Genomic DNA, 14,588 nt, shown 5'->3' with positions numbered 1-14,588 from the left:
TTTACACTGGTGTCTTCGAATGTGTGCCGGGGCACAGTCCTGCCGCCCACTCCCAGTCCCAGGAACGGAAATTCCCAGTGTTCGCACATGTAGTTGCCCAGACCGCCTCCGGAGATGCTCCTCCCTTCGACATCTTCTCCCTCCTCCTGCCGCTGGCGCTGGCCTTCCTGATCTTCACCATGTTCCGGCGCCAGCGGAAGGCGCAGAAGCAGGTGAAGGAGATGCGGACGAGCATGGAACCGGGCACGGAGGTCATGACGCAGTTCGGGCTCTTCGGCACGATCGTGTCGATCGACCAGGAGAACAACAAGGCGGTCCTCGAACTGTCGCCCGGCAACTTCGCCACCGTGCACACCCAGGCCCTGTCCAAGGTCGTCGAGCAGGAGCGCGTGGATGACACCCGCGTCGACGACACCCGCGACGACGCCCTTCCGGGGACGCCGGTCGCGGGGGACACGTCTTCGATCGACGCCGTCGACCGCACCCCCTCCGCCGGGTCCACCGCCGCCGGAACCGCGGGTACCACCTCGGGCGTCGAGACGCCGGAGGAGACCCTCGAGCGGCTGAACAGGCAGTCCGCGCAGGAAAGCCGCGACGCGCGGGATCCCCGCGACCCCAAAGCGACCCCGGACCACTAGCATTCCCAAGGCGTCGGTCCTCGCACCGCGCCTGTCAGAATCACCGCGGCCACGCGCCGCGCCACGAAATAAGGACACCCCACCATGCCTCGTACCGGTCCCGGGACGGCAGCCAAGCGGACACTAGTCTGGCTGGGCGCATTGACAGCACTGCTCGCAATCCTGCTGGGAGCGGGTTCCTACTGGAGCACCGCGAGCTGGAGCCCCCGGCTGGCCCTCGACCTCGAGGGTGGGACGCAGATGATCCTCGCCCCCCGCGTCCAGGGCGGCAGCGAGATCACTCCCGAACAGCTCGACCAGGCGGTGGAGATCATCCGCCAGCGCGTGGACGGCTCCGGCGTCGCCGAAGCCGAGATCAACACGCAGTCCGGGCAGAACGTCATCGTGTCCCTCCCCGGGACACCGGACCCCGAGACCCGTGACCTGATCCAGGCATCGGCGCAGATGGAGTTCCGGCCCGTGCTCGCGGGTGGCCCTGGACAGGCGGCACCGGCGGAGACTCCGACGCCCGACGACCAGCTCCCCAAGCCGGCTGCGGAGCCTAAGGACGCCAGTGACCCGAACTGGATCACGCCCGAGCTCTACAAGCAGTTCGAGGCCCTGGACTGCCTCGACCCGGCGGCCCTCGAGCCTGCCGAGGAGCCGGCCCCGGCCGACCAGCCCATGGTCGCGTGCGAACCCGACACGCAGGGCAAGTACATCCTCGGGCCCGTCGAGGTCCCGGGCACGGACATCTCCACCGCGAGCTACGGGCTGCAGCGCAGCCCGCAGGGCCAGGCGCTCAACACCTGGGCCGTCAATATCGACTTCAACGACGAGGGCACCAAGACCTTCCGCGAGGTGACCGAGCGCCTCTACGCGATCGGTACCGGTGATCCGCGGAACCAGTTCGCCATCGTGCTGGACGGCCGGATCGTCTCGGCGCCGACCACCAACGCGGTCATCGCGGACGGCAACCCCCAGATCAGCGGAAACTTCACGGAGGAATCCGCCGCGGCCCTGTCCGAGCAGCTCAAGTACGGCGCCCTGCCCATCAGCTTCGAGATCCAGAGCGAACAGCAGATCTCCGCGACCCTGGGAGCGGACCAGCTCCGGCTCGGCCTCGTCGCCGGGCTCATCGGGCTCCTGCTGGTCGCGTTGTACTCGATGTTCCAGTACCGCCTGCTCGGCCTCGTGACCATCGCCTCGCTCGTCGTCGCGGGTGTCCTGACCTACCTCGCGATCTGCATCCTCGGCTGGACCGAGAACTACCGGCTGTCGCTGGCCGGCGTGGCGGGCCTCATCGTCGCCATCGGCCAGACGGCGGACTCGTTCATCGTCTACTTCGAACGCATCCGTGACGAGCTGCGTGACGGCCGCGGCCTCATCTCCGCCGTCGAGAACGGCTGGCGCCGTGCCAAACGCACCGTGCTCGCATCGAAGGCAGTGAACCTGCTGGCGGCGCTCGTGCTCTACTTCGTCGCCGTCGGCAACGTCCGCGGCTTCGCCTTCACGCTCGGCCTCACGGCGATCGCCGACCTCGTGGTCGTCTTCCTCTTCACCCACCCGGTCCTCCGGCTGCTAGCGAGGACGAAGTTCTTCGGCGAAGGCCACCCGTGGTCCGGCCTCGATCCGAGCCGCCTGGGTGGCATCCCGCTCTACCGCGGCGCCGGCCGCCTGCGCGAGCCCAGCGCCGAGAAGCCCGTCGTCATCGCCCGGGCCAAGAACAAGGGTGCCTCGGCGGAAGCCGAACGGCGCATGACCATCGCCGAGCGCCGCCGCGCGGAGCAGCAGAAGGCCCTCGCGGGCCGCACCGGTTCTTCCCAGAAAGAGAACAACGAATGAGCCGCACGAGCTTCGCCACCTTCGGCAACGAGCTGTACTCGGGGAAGCGCTCCTACCCCTTCGTCGCCAAGCGGAACCTCTGGTTCCTCATCGCCGGCCTCGCCATCCTCGTCTCGATCATCATCCCGGTGCTCAAGGGCGGCTTCAACCTCGGGATCGACTTCCGGGGCGGGTCCGAGTTCACCGTCTCCGCGACGGACAACACGGACACCGCCATCGGCGAAGCGGCCGTGACCGACGTCGTCCCCGACGCCGTCCCGCGGGTCACCAACATCGCGGCGGACACCATGCGCGTCCAGACCGAGCGCCTGACGGACGACGAGACGCTCAGCGTCCGAGACAACCTCATCAGCGGCTACGGCGTGGGCGAGGACCAGGTGACCTCGAGCTTCGTCGGCCCGACGTGGGGCGAGGACGTCAGCCGCCAGGCCCTGATCGGCTTCGGTGTGTTCGTCCTGCTCGCCGCGATCCTGATGGCCATCTACTTCCGCACCTGGAAGATGGCCCTCGCCGCGATGGCCGCGCTCGTGGTGGTGATGGTCGTGACCGCCGGGCTGTACTCGCTCAGCAACTTCGAGGTGACGCCCTCGGCGATCATCGGCTTCCTGACGATCCTCAGCTACGCCCTGTACGACACGGTCGTGGTGTTCGACAAGATCCGGGAGAACACGGCGGACGGGGCCACCTCGACGCGGCGCACGTTCGCCGAGCAGGTCAACCTCGCGGTGAACCAGACACTTGTGCGGTCGATCAACACCTCGGTAGTGGCGATCCTGCCCGTGGCCTCCATCCTGTTCATCGGCTCGTTCCTGCTGGGCGCGGGCACGCTGCAGGACCTCTCCCTGGCCCTGTTCATCGGCATCATCCTCGGCACGCTGGGCACGATCTTCATCGCGGCGCCGCTGTACGCGGCCCTGCGGCTCAACGAGCCGGACCTGAAGAAGCAGGAGAAGAAGGTCCTGGACCGCCGTGCGCTCGAGGCAGTGTCTCCGGGGGCGCACCCGGCGCGGTAGCACAGCGTGCACCGGATCAGCCCCGGCTAGACTTGGAGAGGTCGCGTTACCTGTGGCATCTTGAATCCTTCCGGGATTCTGGATCGAGATTGAGGGACTTGAATGGCTGAAGCGGTGAATCCCGCAGTGCGGCCCGATGACGGGGGTACTGCGGCGCCAGGATCGCCTGGTCCGATCGCCACGGAGGGCCCGCGTCCGGGTCCGTCCCGTGGGCTCGTCCAGCCGGACCCGCCGGCGGTAGCGCCGGGATCGGCCCCGTCCGCGGCAAGTGCCGATCAGGTGGCGCCCGGACGGCGCGGGCGCACGCGGGCGCGCATCGCCCGGCTGACCGGGCGGGGCTCCTCCGGCTATTCGCCGGTCCTGGAACCGCTCCTGCGGACGGTGCGCGCGAACAACCCGAAGGAAGACCTCGACCTCATTCAGCGCGCGTACCTCGTCGCCGAACGCAGCCACGAGGGCCAGACGCGCAAGAGCGGCGACCCGTACATCACCCACCCGGTGGCCGTGGCCACGATCCTCGCCGAACTGGGCATGACCGGCACCACGCTCGCCGCGGCACTCCTGCACGACACCGTCGAGGACACGTCCTACACGCTCGAGGAGCTCAAGCGCGACTTCGGCCCTGAGGTCGCCATGCTGGTCGACGGCGTCACCAAGCTCGACAAGGTGTCCTTCGGCGACGCCGCCCAGGCCGAGACCGTCCGCAAGATGGTCGTCGCCATGGCCAAGGACATCCGCGTCCTCGTCATCAAGCTGGCCGACCGCCTGCACAACGCCCGCACCTGGCGCTTCGTCTCGCCTGCCTCCTCGGCCAAGAAAGCGCGGGAGACTCTCGAGATCTTCGCCCCGCTCGCGCACCGCCTGGGCATGAACACCATCAAGTGGGAGCTGGAGGACCTGTCCTTCGCGGCACTCCACCCGAAGGTGTACGAGGAGATCGTCCGGATGGTGGGGGACCGGACGCCGGAGCGCGAGAAGCACCTCAGCCTCGTACGCAACCAGATCGAGGAAGACCTGCGCGCCGTGAAGATCAAGGCGACGATCACGGGCCGGCCGAAGCACTACTACTCCATCTACCAGAAGATGATCGTGCGGGGTAAGGACTTCGACGACATCCATGACCTGATGGGAGTCCGCGTCCTGGTGGACAGCGTGCGCGACTGCTACGCCACCCTCGGCTCGCTGCATTCGCGGTGGAACCCCCTGCCCGGGCGGTTCAAGGACTACATCGCCATGCCGAAATTCAACATGTACCAGTCGCTGCACACCACGGTGATCGGCCCGGGCGGCAAGCCCGTAGAGATCCAGATCCGGACGCACGACATGCACCGCCGCGCCGAGTACGGCGTCGCGGCCCACTGGAAGTACAAGAACGGCAGCAGGCAGCTCGAGGCCTCCGACAACGGGGACATGGGCTGGCTGCGGAGCCTCGTGGACTGGCAGCAGGAGACCTCGGACCCGGACGAATTCCTCGACTCGCTGCGGTTCGAGATCAATGCGCGCGAGGTCTTCGTCTTCACGCCCAAGGGCGAGGTGATGGCGCTGCCTGCCGGGTCGACGCCGGTCGACTTCGCGTACGCCGTGCACACCGAGGTCGGCCACAGGACCATCGGCGCCAGGGTCAACGGCAAGCTCGTGCCGCTCAACAGCGAGCTCAACCACGGCGACTGGGTGGAGATCTTCACCTCGAAGGCCGAGGGCGCGGGTCCGAGCCAGGACTGGCAGGGCTTCGTCAAGAGCCCGCGGGCCAGGAACAAGATCCGCCAGTGGTTCACGAAGGAGCGCCGAGAGGAGGCGATCGACAAGGGCAAGGAGCTGCTGACGCGCGCGATGCGCAAGCAGAACCTCCCGCTGCAGCGCATGATGACGCACAGCGCCCTGTTGACCGTGGCCCAGGAACTCCGCCACCAGGACATCTCCGCCCTCTATGCTGCCGTCGGCGACGGCCATACGTCGGCGCAGAACGTCATCGAGCACCTCGTGGCGCTGATGGGCGGCCACGAGGGCGCCGAGGAGAACATCGCCGAGACGGCGGTGGCCACGCAGCCGCGCCGGCCCAAGTTCTCGGACTCCGGCGTCACGGTCCGCGGCGTCGGCGACGTCTGGGTGAAGCTCGCCCGCTGCTGCACCCCGGTGCCGCCGGACCCGATCATCGGTTTCGTCACGAGGGGTTCCGGCGTCTCGGTGCACCGCAGCGACTGCCGCAACGTGCAGGAACTGCGCGACCAGCCGGACCGCATCGTTCCCGTTGACTGGGCGCCGACGCAGTCGAGTGTGTTCCTCGTGGAGATCCAGGTGGAGGCTTTGGACCGCAAGAGCCTCCTCTCGGACGTCACGAGCGTGCTCGCCGAGAACCACGTGAACATCCTGGCCGCCAACGTGAACACGTCGTCGGACCGGGTCGCGATGTCACGGTTCGCGTTCGAGATGGGTGACCCGAAGTACCTCAACCACATCCTGAGCGCCGTACGCCGCATCGACGGCGTCTTCGACGTCTACCGGACCACGGGCTCCCAGCGCCGACCCTGACGCGCGCCCGGTTCCGTCCTGCCGACCCCCGGATGCTGGGCGGCGCGCAGCCTCGCCAGGGCACGCGTCTTGCCGGGCACCCGTGGCGTCGCGAGCAGTGCCGCCTCCACGAGCCGTAACGGGCAGTCGAGGTCCCGCGCCCTGCCGATGGCGCTGAGGATCCGGACGGCATCGCAGTCCTCCCCGTGGACGGCGATGTCCACCGCCGTACGCAGCGGGGTCGTCACGGACACACCTCCGACCCTGTTGACGTCGAAGGGGCCGAGCGCCACCTGGTGCAGGACCGCGGGCGTGAAGGGCGGCAGGGCCGTGGTGCGGCGGCGGTGGTCCGACACGAGGCTGATCAGCGCCGGCGGGGGTGCGCACCCGTAGATCCAGGCGGCGCACATTCGTCCCAGCGCCACCCGCGGGCGGAGAGAGCGCGGTATGCAGCGCGCTGCTGCCTGGGACCGCGTGGCCGGGTCCTCACGGAAGTCGCTGCGGAGGTAGGAGTCTCCGATGACGAGGCGCACGAGTCCTTCCAGCCTCATGGCCTGCAACTCGGCCGAGGTGAAGATGTCACCGGCGTGGAAGAGGGCACCTCCCGTGGAGGTTACGGGATCACCGTCCGCGCCCCGGAGACGTTCGGGCGGTGCAGCGCTGTCCAGGGGAGGCATTGCTCCAGCATCCCACCGCGTCGCGCACGCAAAAGCCCTCCGGCACCGATGTGGACAACGGTGACGGAGGGCCTTGGAACCGGCGCGGGCCGGGTGCTAGGAGAAGTCCTGGGCCGACTTCTGCAGCATCTCGAGCCACTGCTCGCGTGCGGCCAGCGCCTCCCGGGCGGATGCGATCTTCTTCGCGTTCCCTGCCCGTTCGGCGTCGGCGAGGTCTTCCTTGAGCTGGGCGATCGTCGCCTCGAGCTGGCTCAGCGCGCTGTTGGTGCGGGCCTTCGTCTCGGGGTTCGTCTTCTTCCAGTGGTCGTCGTCGGCGGCCTTCACGGCATCCTCGACCTGCCGGAGGCCGGCGTCGATGCGTCCCATGTCGGCGCGCGGCACCTTGCCCGCCTCGTCCCAGCGGTCGCGGATGGACTGCAGGGCCTTCTTCGCAGCAGCGAGGTCGCGGATCGGCAGGATCTGCTGGGCCTCCCTGAGCAGGGCTTCCTTCACCGTGAGGTTGCCGGCGTATTCCTCGTCGACAGCTTCATTGGCGGACTTGCGGGCCTCGAAGAAGCGGTCCTGGGCGGCCCGGAAGCGGGCCCAGAGGGCGTCGTCGTCCTTGCGGCTGGCGCGCTTCGACGCCTTCCACTCGTCCATGAGGTGCCGGTACTCGGCTGCCGTCTGCCCCCAGTCGGTGGAGCTGGAGAGCTGCTCCGCCCGCTTGATGAGCGCTTCCTTGGCCTGCTTCGCCTCGGCGTTGTCGCTGTCCAGCTGCGAGAAGTAGGCGCGCCGGTGCCGGTCGAAGACGGTGCGTGCGGACCGGAAACGCTTCCACAGCGCGTCCTCGGTGCCGCGGCCGAGCCTCGGTCCGTTCTTCTGCGCCGCCTTCCACAGCTCGAACAGTTCGTTCATGCGGGTGCTGCTGGCCTTCCACTGCACGGTGGACGGATCCCGGCCCGCCAGTTCCTCGGCCTCGGCGACGATCGCCTCACGGGCCGCGAGTTCCTTGGCCTTCAGCTCGTCCTGTACTGCGCGTTCCGCCTTCTCGAGGCCGCTGATGTCGCCGAGCAGGGCATCGATCCGCGCCTCGAGGGCGACGACGTCGCCGACCATCTTCCGTTCGCCGACCTGGGCACGCAGGTGCTTGGCCGTCTTCGCCATGTCCGACGATGGCGCCTTGGCCTGCACGCGCTGCTCGAGCAGGGCCACCTGGCTGACGACGTCGTCGTACTTGCGCACGAAGTAGGCGAGGGCCTCCTCGCGGCTCGCATCCGGGTACTGTCCCACCGGGTGCTCGGCGCCGTCGACCAGCAGGAAGACGTGCCCGTCGTCCTCGACGCGGGCGAACCGGGCGGCCTCCTCGAGGGAGGTGCTGTGCGCCAGGGGTGCGGCGACCGGCTGGGCGGCCTTCTTCAGCGGTCGGGGCGCCATCGCCGTGGGCAGCGGCGGGCGGGGAGCGGCGAGACGGGGCGACGGCGTGGTCAGTGGTGCGGGCTCGGGGGCCAGGGGGACCGACGCCTCGGGGGCATCCCCTGGTGCGTCTGCACCGGTTGCTGCGTCTGCATCGGGCACTTCGCCTGCGCCGGCCGGGGCAACCGGCTGTTCCGCCGGCTCGGCCGGGGCTTCCGGAGCAGGGGAGTGCGCGCTGGCACCGACGCCGGAGGCGTCGACATCGGTCGGCGCCGAGGCCTCGGCCTCGGCCGTACCGGCTGCGTCTGCCGCGGCAGCGTCGGCTTCCTCCGAGGGGCCGGACGTCACCGGCTCCGTCCCGTCCTGCGGGGAAGCGGCTGCGGTCACGTCGCCCGTGTCGGCGCTCGTGTCGGCACCTGTGCCCGTGCCTGCGGACGCGTCTGCGGACGTGGGGTCGCCGGCGCCGTCGCCTGCCACCGTGTCCTGCTGTGCGTCCTGGCCGATGGTCGTTTCGTCGGATTGCTGACTGTGTGTCACCGCTAGAAGTCTTTCGCTCGTCGGATGGCCGTGAGCAACGCCGGGGCCATTTCATGCAGGGTCTGGGAGTCTGCCCTGAGGTTACTTTACCCACTGGGTCGGAATCCGGGTTCCGGGGCGGAGGCGCCCTTCCTGCTGGACGTGCAGGGAACAGCCGCGCCTCCGCTGCTCCCGGCCGCCCGCGCTGACCGTTTTCCCGGGAACCCGACACGACACCTAGGATTGAGGCCGCAGAACGGACCGCTTCGCTGCAGGGAAGCGGGAACCGGCAACCCCGCGCAGGAGGAGAACCACCCCATGGCCCGCAAGGCATCACTGTCCGGCTTTCCCGAATGGCTTCCGGAGGAGCGCCTGATCGAGCTCCACGTGCTCGAGGTGCTGCAGCGGACGTTCGAGCTGCACGGCTTCTCCAGCATCGAGACACGGGCAGTCGAGACGGTGGATCACCTGCTGCGGAAGGGTGAGATCGACAAGGAGGTGTACGCGGTGTCACGCCTCCAGGCCGACGAGGCGTCCGCCTCCGAGAGCGGCCTCGCCCTCCACTACGACCTGACCGTGCCATTCGCCCGCTACGTCGTCGAGAACGCCGGCCACCTCGCCTTCCCCTTCCGCCGGTTCCAGATCCAAAAGTGCTGGCGCGGGGAGCGACCCCAGGAGGGCCGCGCCCGCGAATTCACCCAGGCGGACATCGACGTCGTCGGCGACGGCGTGCTCCCGTTCCGGTACGACGTCGAACTCGCCCTCGCCGTGGTCGAGGCCCTCGGCGCCCTCCCCATCCCGGACTTCACGCTGCGCGTCAACAACCGGAAGCTCGCCGAGGGGTTCTACCGCGGCATCGGGCTCGAGGACACGGCCGCCGTCCTGCGGAGCATCGACAAGCTCGAGAAGATCGGCGCGGACAAGGTGGGCACGCTGCTGCGGGACGAGGTCGGCGCGGACGACGACCAGGTGCGGCTCGCACTCGAGCTCGCCGGCATCCGCACGTCCGACACCTCGTTCGTCGAACGCGTCCGCGCCCTCGGCGTGACGAACGACCTCCTCGACGAAGGCCTCGAGGAACTCCAGCAGGTCGTGGGCGAGGCATCCCGACGGGCACCGGGCCGGGTGGTGGCGGACCTCAGCATCGCCCGCGGGCTCGACTACTACACGGGCACCGTCTACGAGACGGTGCTCAACGGGCACGAGGGCCTCGGATCGATCTGCTCCGGCGGCCGCTACGACTCCCTGGCCCGCAAGGGCAACCGAACGTTCCCCGGGGTAGGACTGTCGATCGGCGTCACGCGGATCGTCTCCCGGATCCTGAGCCAGGGGTTCGCCACGGTCTCGCGGTCCGTCCCCACCGCCGTCCTCGTGACACTCGCCGACGACGATTCCTGGTCGCAGGCACAGGACGTCGCGGCCGCGCTGCGGAGCCGCGGGATCTCCGCCGAGGTGGCAGCGGGCGCGGAGAAGTTCGGCAAGCAGATCAAGTTCGCGGACCGCCGCGGCATCCCCTTCGTCTGGTTCACGTCGCCCGACGGCTCGCACGAGGTGAAGGACATCCGGTCCGGGGACCAGGTGGCGGCGGACCCTGCAGCCTGGACGCCTCCCGCCGAGGACCTCCGCCCGGTGGTCGCGACCGCCTGACGTCGCGATCGCGGAACGTCACCCGCGCCGGGCTCCGACGACTGCGCGGGCGGCGAGCCCGACCGCGAGCACCCCGAGCATGGTGAGCACCGACGTCGCCGGCAGGGTGAAGGCCAGGACGAGGCAACCGGCTGCGCCGACGGCGTTCAGCCAGCGCGGCGAATACCACTGCCTCTCGGTGAGGGTGAAGGCCGCGATGTTCGCGATCGCGTAGTACAGCAGCACGCCGAAGCTCGAGAAGCCGACCACGGTCAGCACGTCCGTGGCCAGCAGGAGGACCACGACGACGACGGCCGTCGCGATATCGGCGACCCAGGGCACGGCGTGCCGGGCGGAGATCCGCGACAGCACCCGTGGCAGGTCTCCGCCCCGGGCCATCGCAAGGCTCGTCCTGCCGACTCCGGCGATGAGGGCGAGCAGGGCGCCCAGGCTCGCGAGGGCAGCCGCGAGGGTGATGACCGCTCCGCCCACACCGGCGGCTCCGCTCGATGTGGCTGCGTCGAAGACCTCCCGCAGCGGAGCCGTGGTTCCGGCGAGCCGGGTGGGCCCGAAGGCGTGCAGCAGGGACAGCGCCAGCAGCAGGTACAGCAGCAGCGTGAAGCCGAGGGCACCGAAGATCGCCGCCGGGATGTTCCTGCGCGGTTCACGGACCTCCTCACCCATCGTCGCGATGCGCGCATACCCGGCGAAGGCGAAGAACAGCAGGCCCGCCGCCTGCAGGACCCCGGCCGCCCCTGCGGAACCGGCGGCGGCCGGGCCCGAGGCCGCGGGGGAGGCGAACGCGACGACGATCACGAAGGCGAGGACCGGCACCACGAGCGAGACGATGACGCGCGTGGCGAGCGCGGTGCGGGTGACCCCCAGGAGGTTGACGAGCGTCAGCCCGACGACGGCGGCGACCCCTGCGGCCTTCGCGGCACCCGGCGCCGCATACAGGCCGAACGTGAGGGCCATGGCGGCGCAGGAAGCCAGCTTGCCGGTGACGAACGACCACCCGGCGAGGAACCCGGGCCAGGGACCGAGCTGCTCGCGCCCGTAGACGTAGGTCCCACCGCTCGTGGGATAACGCACGGCCAGGGAGGCGGTCGCCGAGGCGTTGCAGTAGGCGATGAAGCCCGCGATCACGACGGCCAGGGGCAGGAGCGCCCCGGCGGATGCACTGGCCGGGGCGAACACCACGAACGCGCCGGCGCCGATCATCGCGCCGATCCCTACGGTCGTGGCATCGAAGCCGCCCATGGCGCGGCGGAGTCCCGGTTCCTGGGACATGGATCTCCTCTCGATCGGGAGCAGCCCCGCCGGACAGGCGGGCGGGCGACGGGACGACAACGGGGACGGGACGGGGCGGATGAGGCCGGCGGCCTGTCGGTCTGTCCGGGCGGCCAGACCGGGACCGGTAAAGTTGGACGGGCTTGAACCAACTCTAGGCAGGTGCAGTTCCGCCTGCGACTCATCGAACTCTTCTGTGGGAAGGAATGCTGTGCTCCGCACGCATGAACTGGGCTCCCTTCGGCCCGAGCACGTAGGACAAACGGTCACCCTGGCGGGCTGGGTGGCCCGCCGCCGGGACCACGGCGGGGTGGCGTTCCTCGACCTCCGTGACGCTTCCGGCGTCGCCCAGGTCGTCGTGCGTGAGGAGGACGTCTTCTCGAGCCTGCGCAACGAGTACGTCCTCCAGATCGTCGGCAGCGTGCAGCAGCGGCCGGAGGGTAACGAGAATCCGGCACTGCCCACAGGTGCGATCGAGGTCATCGCGGACACCGTGACCATCCTCAACACGTCCGACCCCCTGCCGTTCCAGATCGACGAGCACGTCGAGGTGGGCGAGGAGGCGCGCCTGCGCCACCGCTACCTCGACCTCCGCCGGCCCGGCCCCCAGGCCAACCTCCGGCTGCGCTCCGAGGCGAGCCGGGTGGCACGCGAGCTCCTGCACCGGGACGGCTTCGTGGAGATCGAGACGCCGACCCTGACGCGATCCACGCCCGAGGGTGCCCGCGACTTCCTGGTGCCGGCACGGCTCGCGCCGGGCTCCTGGTATGCCCTGCCGCAGTCGCCCCAGCTGTTCAAGCAGCTCCTGCAGGTCGGCGGGTTCGAGAAGTACTACCAGCTCGCCCGCTGCTACCGGGACGAGGATTTCCGGGCCGACCGCCAGCCCGAGTTCACGCAGCTCGACATCGAGGCGAGCTTCGTGGAGCAGGACGACATCATCGCCCTCGGCGAGCAGCTGGTCTCCGCGCTGTGGAAGCTCATCGACGTCGAGGTGCCGCTGCCCATCCGCCGCATGACCTACGCCGACGCCATGGCGAAGTACGGCTCGGACAAGCCGGACCTCCGCTTCGGCCTCGAGCTGACCGAACTGACCGAGTTCTTCAAGGACACGGAATTCGGCGTCTTCAAGGCTCCCTATGTCGGGGCCGTCGTCATGCCCGGGGGAGCCTCCCAGCCCCGCCGGCAGCTCGATGCCTGGCAGGAATGGGCCAAGCAGCGCGGCGCCAAGGGCCTCGCCTACGTGCTGATCGACGACGACGGCAGCCTCCGCGGTCCCGTCGCCAAGAACCTGACCGAGAAGGAACGGGAGGGCCTCGCGGCCGCCGTCGGCGCCAATCCCGGTGACTGCATCTTCTTCGCGGCGGGAGACACGCCCTCCTCGCGCGCCATTCTCGGTGCGGCCCGCGTCGAGATCGGTCGACGCAAGGGACTGATCAAGGAGGGCGACTGGGCCTTCGTGTGGGTCGTCGACGCGCCCATGTTCGAGCCCGCCTCCGCCGCCGTCGCGGCCGGCGACGTCGCTGTCGGTGCCGGCGCTTGGACGGCCGTGCACCACGCGTTCACGTCGCCGAAGCCCGAATTCCTCGACACGTTCGATACCGATCCCGAGAACGCCCTGGCCTTCGCGTACGACATCGTCTGCAACGGCAACGAGCTCGGCGGCGGGTCCATCCGTATCCACCGGCGCGACGTGCAGGAGCGCGTGTTCGCGGTCATGGGCCTGAGCGCCGAGGAAGCCCAGGAGAAGTTCGGCTTCCTGCTCGAGGGCTTCAAGTACGGCGCGCCGCCCCACGGCGGCATCGCGCTCGGCTGGGACCGCGTCGTGTCGCTGCTCGCCGGTGCGGATTCGATCCGCGACGTCATCGCCTTCCCGAAGTCGGGCGGCGGGTACGACCCGCTGACGGCCGCTCCCGCGCCGATCACCGCGCAGCAGCGCAAGGAAGCCGGCGTCGACGCCAAGCCGAAGACCGAGGGCTGACCTCCCGCTCGACGCACCGATCCGAGGGACAGGGCACTCCGCACGGGGTGCCCTGTCCCGTATCCGGCCCGCGTGCCGATCCGGTCGGGATGATCGCTTCCGGACGAAATATGACGGAACGGCCGGTGCCGCGGGTCTCCTGTGAAATAATCAGGACCAGTACGTGCTCCGGGGTCGGTGTAAGTCCGAACCGGCGGTGATAGTCCGCGACCCGTCCGTCCTTCCGCACCCGCGGGAGGCGGACGGTTGAGCCGGTGGAATTCCGGGACCGACAGTCAAAGTCTGGATGGGAGAAGCACGAACAGCAGGGGTCTGCGGCTGCCCGATCACCGGGCGCCCATCCCGTCGCGCCACCGCCGTGGCGTCCTCCTGCTGCCATCGCCCGGAGCCGTCGTAACGGCGAAGGATCGGCATGGATTTTCTGCAGTGGCTCTTCGAAGCCCGCATCCCCGTAGGCGGCGGCTCGCTCCTGCTGCGCGAAGTGGTGGGCAACGTCTTCGGCCTCCTCAGCGCTCTCGGGGGCATGCGCCGCCGCGTCTGGGCGTGGCCCGTCGGCATCGTGGGTAACCTCCTGCTCCTGACGGTGTTCCTCGGATCACTCTTCGGCGCCGCGAGCGCCGCGAATCTGCTCGGCCAGGCCGGCCGTCAGGTCATGTTCATCGCCGTCTCGGTCTACGGCTGGCGGCAGTGGCAGGCCAGTCGGCACAGCGGGGGACAGGCGGTCACGCCCCGGTGGGCGGGCACCAGCACCCGATTCGGTATGGTCGCCTTCCTGATCGTCGGGACCTTCCTGCTGACCCCCCTCTTCCGCATGCTCGGGTCCTACGAGCCCGTGTGGGCGGATGCGTGGACCTTCGTGGGGTCCCTGCTCGCCACCTACGGCATGGCCAAGGGCTGGGTCGAGTTCTGGCTCGTCTGGGTCGCCGTGGACATCGTCGGGGTGCCCCTGCTCTTCAGCGCCGGCTACTACGCGAGCGCCTTCATGTACCTGTTCTACGGTGCCTTCACCCTGGTCGGTTTCTTCGTGTGGGCACGCGCCCAGGGCGCTGCGAAGCCCAGCATCGAGACCCTACTGCCGGACCCGACGCTGCGATGAGCACTCCGTCGGGACCCGCAGCGGAGTCGG

The 14,588-nt window shown here is 69.4% G+C and carries 10 protein-coding genes and 1 riboswitch; of the genes, 7 read left to right on the top strand and 3 right to left on the bottom strand.

Translation table 11 applies throughout. The annotated features are described in order from the left end of the window. Nucleotides 1–77: 77 nt before the first annotated feature. The 4 genes from yajC (at nucleotide 78) to ACX80J_RS09290 (ending at nucleotide 6,004) form a co-directional block, all read left to right on the top strand. The gene (gene yajC / locus ACX80J_RS09305) at nucleotides 78–638 is read left to right on the top strand and encodes a preprotein translocase subunit YajC (RefSeq protein ID WP_459344549.1); all 561 of its coding nucleotides are present in this window, start codon (nucleotides 78–80) and stop codon (nucleotides 636–638) included. Between the two features lie 84 nt (nucleotides 639–722). Continuing rightward, nucleotides 723–2,462: a protein translocase subunit SecD gene (gene secD, locus ACX80J_RS09300; RefSeq protein WP_459344548.1), complete on the top strand. Its 1,740-nt coding sequence runs from the start codon at nucleotides 723–725 to the stop codon at nucleotides 2,460–2,462. Then, on the top strand, nucleotides 2,459–3,475 hold the full coding sequence (gene secF, locus ACX80J_RS09295) for a protein translocase subunit SecF (protein ID WP_459347553.1): 1,017 nt from the start codon (nucleotides 2,459–2,461) through the stop codon (nucleotides 3,473–3,475). The genes secD and secF overlap by 4 nt, the downstream gene beginning before the upstream one ends. A 102-nt stretch (nucleotides 3,476–3,577) precedes the next feature. Beyond that, entirely contained in the window at nucleotides 3,578–6,004 is a 2,427-nt protein-coding gene (locus tag ACX80J_RS09290; protein WP_459344546.1) for a RelA/SpoT family protein, read from the top strand. Here ACX80J_RS09290 and ACX80J_RS09285 read toward each other — a convergent pair. Then, complete coding sequence (locus ACX80J_RS09285) at nucleotides 5,971–6,660, bottom strand: hypothetical protein (protein WP_459347552.1); 690 nt, start codon at nucleotides 6,658–6,660, stop codon at nucleotides 5,971–5,973. The two genes, ACX80J_RS09290 and ACX80J_RS09285, sit on opposite strands and share 34 nt — an antisense overlap. Nucleotides 6,661–6,756: 96 nt before the next feature. Then, on the bottom strand, nucleotides 6,757–8,400 hold the full coding sequence (locus tag ACX80J_RS09280) for a DUF349 domain-containing protein (protein WP_459347733.1): 1,644 nt from the start codon (nucleotides 8,398–8,400) through the stop codon (nucleotides 6,757–6,759). 486 nt (nucleotides 8,401–8,886) lie between these two features. Here ACX80J_RS09280 and hisS point away from each other — a divergent pair, with 486 nt between their 5' ends. Beyond that, complete coding sequence (gene hisS, locus ACX80J_RS09275; RefSeq protein WP_459344544.1) at nucleotides 8,887–10,215, top strand: histidine--tRNA ligase; 1,329 nt, start codon at nucleotides 8,887–8,889, stop codon at nucleotides 10,213–10,215. An 18-nt stretch (nucleotides 10,216–10,233) separates the two neighbouring features. On the opposite strand, the gene ACX80J_RS09270 is transcribed toward hisS, so the two are convergent. Further along, nucleotides 10,234–11,484, bottom strand: coding sequence for an APC family permease (locus ACX80J_RS09270; RefSeq protein WP_459347551.1), 1,251 nt, complete (start codon nucleotides 11,482–11,484; stop codon nucleotides 10,234–10,236). A gap of 211 nt (nucleotides 11,485–11,695) precedes the next feature. Between ACX80J_RS09270 and aspS the strand changes: the two genes are divergently transcribed. Together aspS and pnuC are read left to right on the top strand one after the other, a co-directional pair. After that, entirely contained in the window at nucleotides 11,696–13,462 is a 1,767-nt protein-coding gene (aspS, locus tag ACX80J_RS09265) for an aspartate--tRNA ligase (RefSeq protein ID WP_459347550.1), read from the top strand. 160 nt (nucleotides 13,463–13,622) lie between these two features. Further along, a riboswitch (FMN riboswitch) is annotated at nucleotides 13,623–13,764 on the top strand. 110 nt (nucleotides 13,765–13,874) lie between these two features. After that, nucleotides 13,875–14,558, top strand: a complete 684-nt coding sequence (gene pnuC / locus ACX80J_RS09260; RefSeq protein ID WP_459344541.1) for a nicotinamide riboside transporter PnuC — start codon at nucleotides 13,875–13,877, stop codon at nucleotides 14,556–14,558. Nucleotides 14,559–14,588 lie beyond the last annotated feature (30 nt).

It is taken from the genome of Arthrobacter rhamnosi, from assembly GCF_054510975.1.
This window is presented reverse-complemented; position numbering and strand designations above follow the sequence as displayed.

Bases quoted from the DNA above. Each gene is read 5' to 3' on its own strand.
- secD (WP_459344548.1), top strand. From the start codon at position 723: ATGCCTCGTACCGGTCCCGGGACGGCAGCCAAGCGGACACTAGTCTGG.
- secF (WP_459347553.1), top strand. From the start codon at position 2,459: ATGAGCCGCACGAGCTTCGCCACCTTCGGCAACGAGCTGTACTCGGGG.
- ACX80J_RS09290 (WP_459344546.1), top strand. From the start codon at position 3,578: ATGGCTGAAGCGGTGAATCCCGCAGTGCGGCCCGATGACGGGGGTACT.
- ACX80J_RS09285 (WP_459347552.1), bottom strand. From the start codon at position 6,660: ATGCCTCCCCTGGACAGCGCTGCACCGCCCGAACGTCTCCGGGGCGCG.
- hisS (WP_459344544.1), top strand. From the start codon at position 8,887: ATGGCCCGCAAGGCATCACTGTCCGGCTTTCCCGAATGGCTTCCGGAG.
- ACX80J_RS09270 (WP_459347551.1), bottom strand. From the start codon at position 11,484: ATGTCCCAGGAACCGGGACTCCGCCGCGCCATGGGCGGCTTCGATGCC.
- pnuC (WP_459344541.1), top strand. From the start codon at position 13,875: ATGGATTTTCTGCAGTGGCTCTTCGAAGCCCGCATCCCCGTAGGCGGC.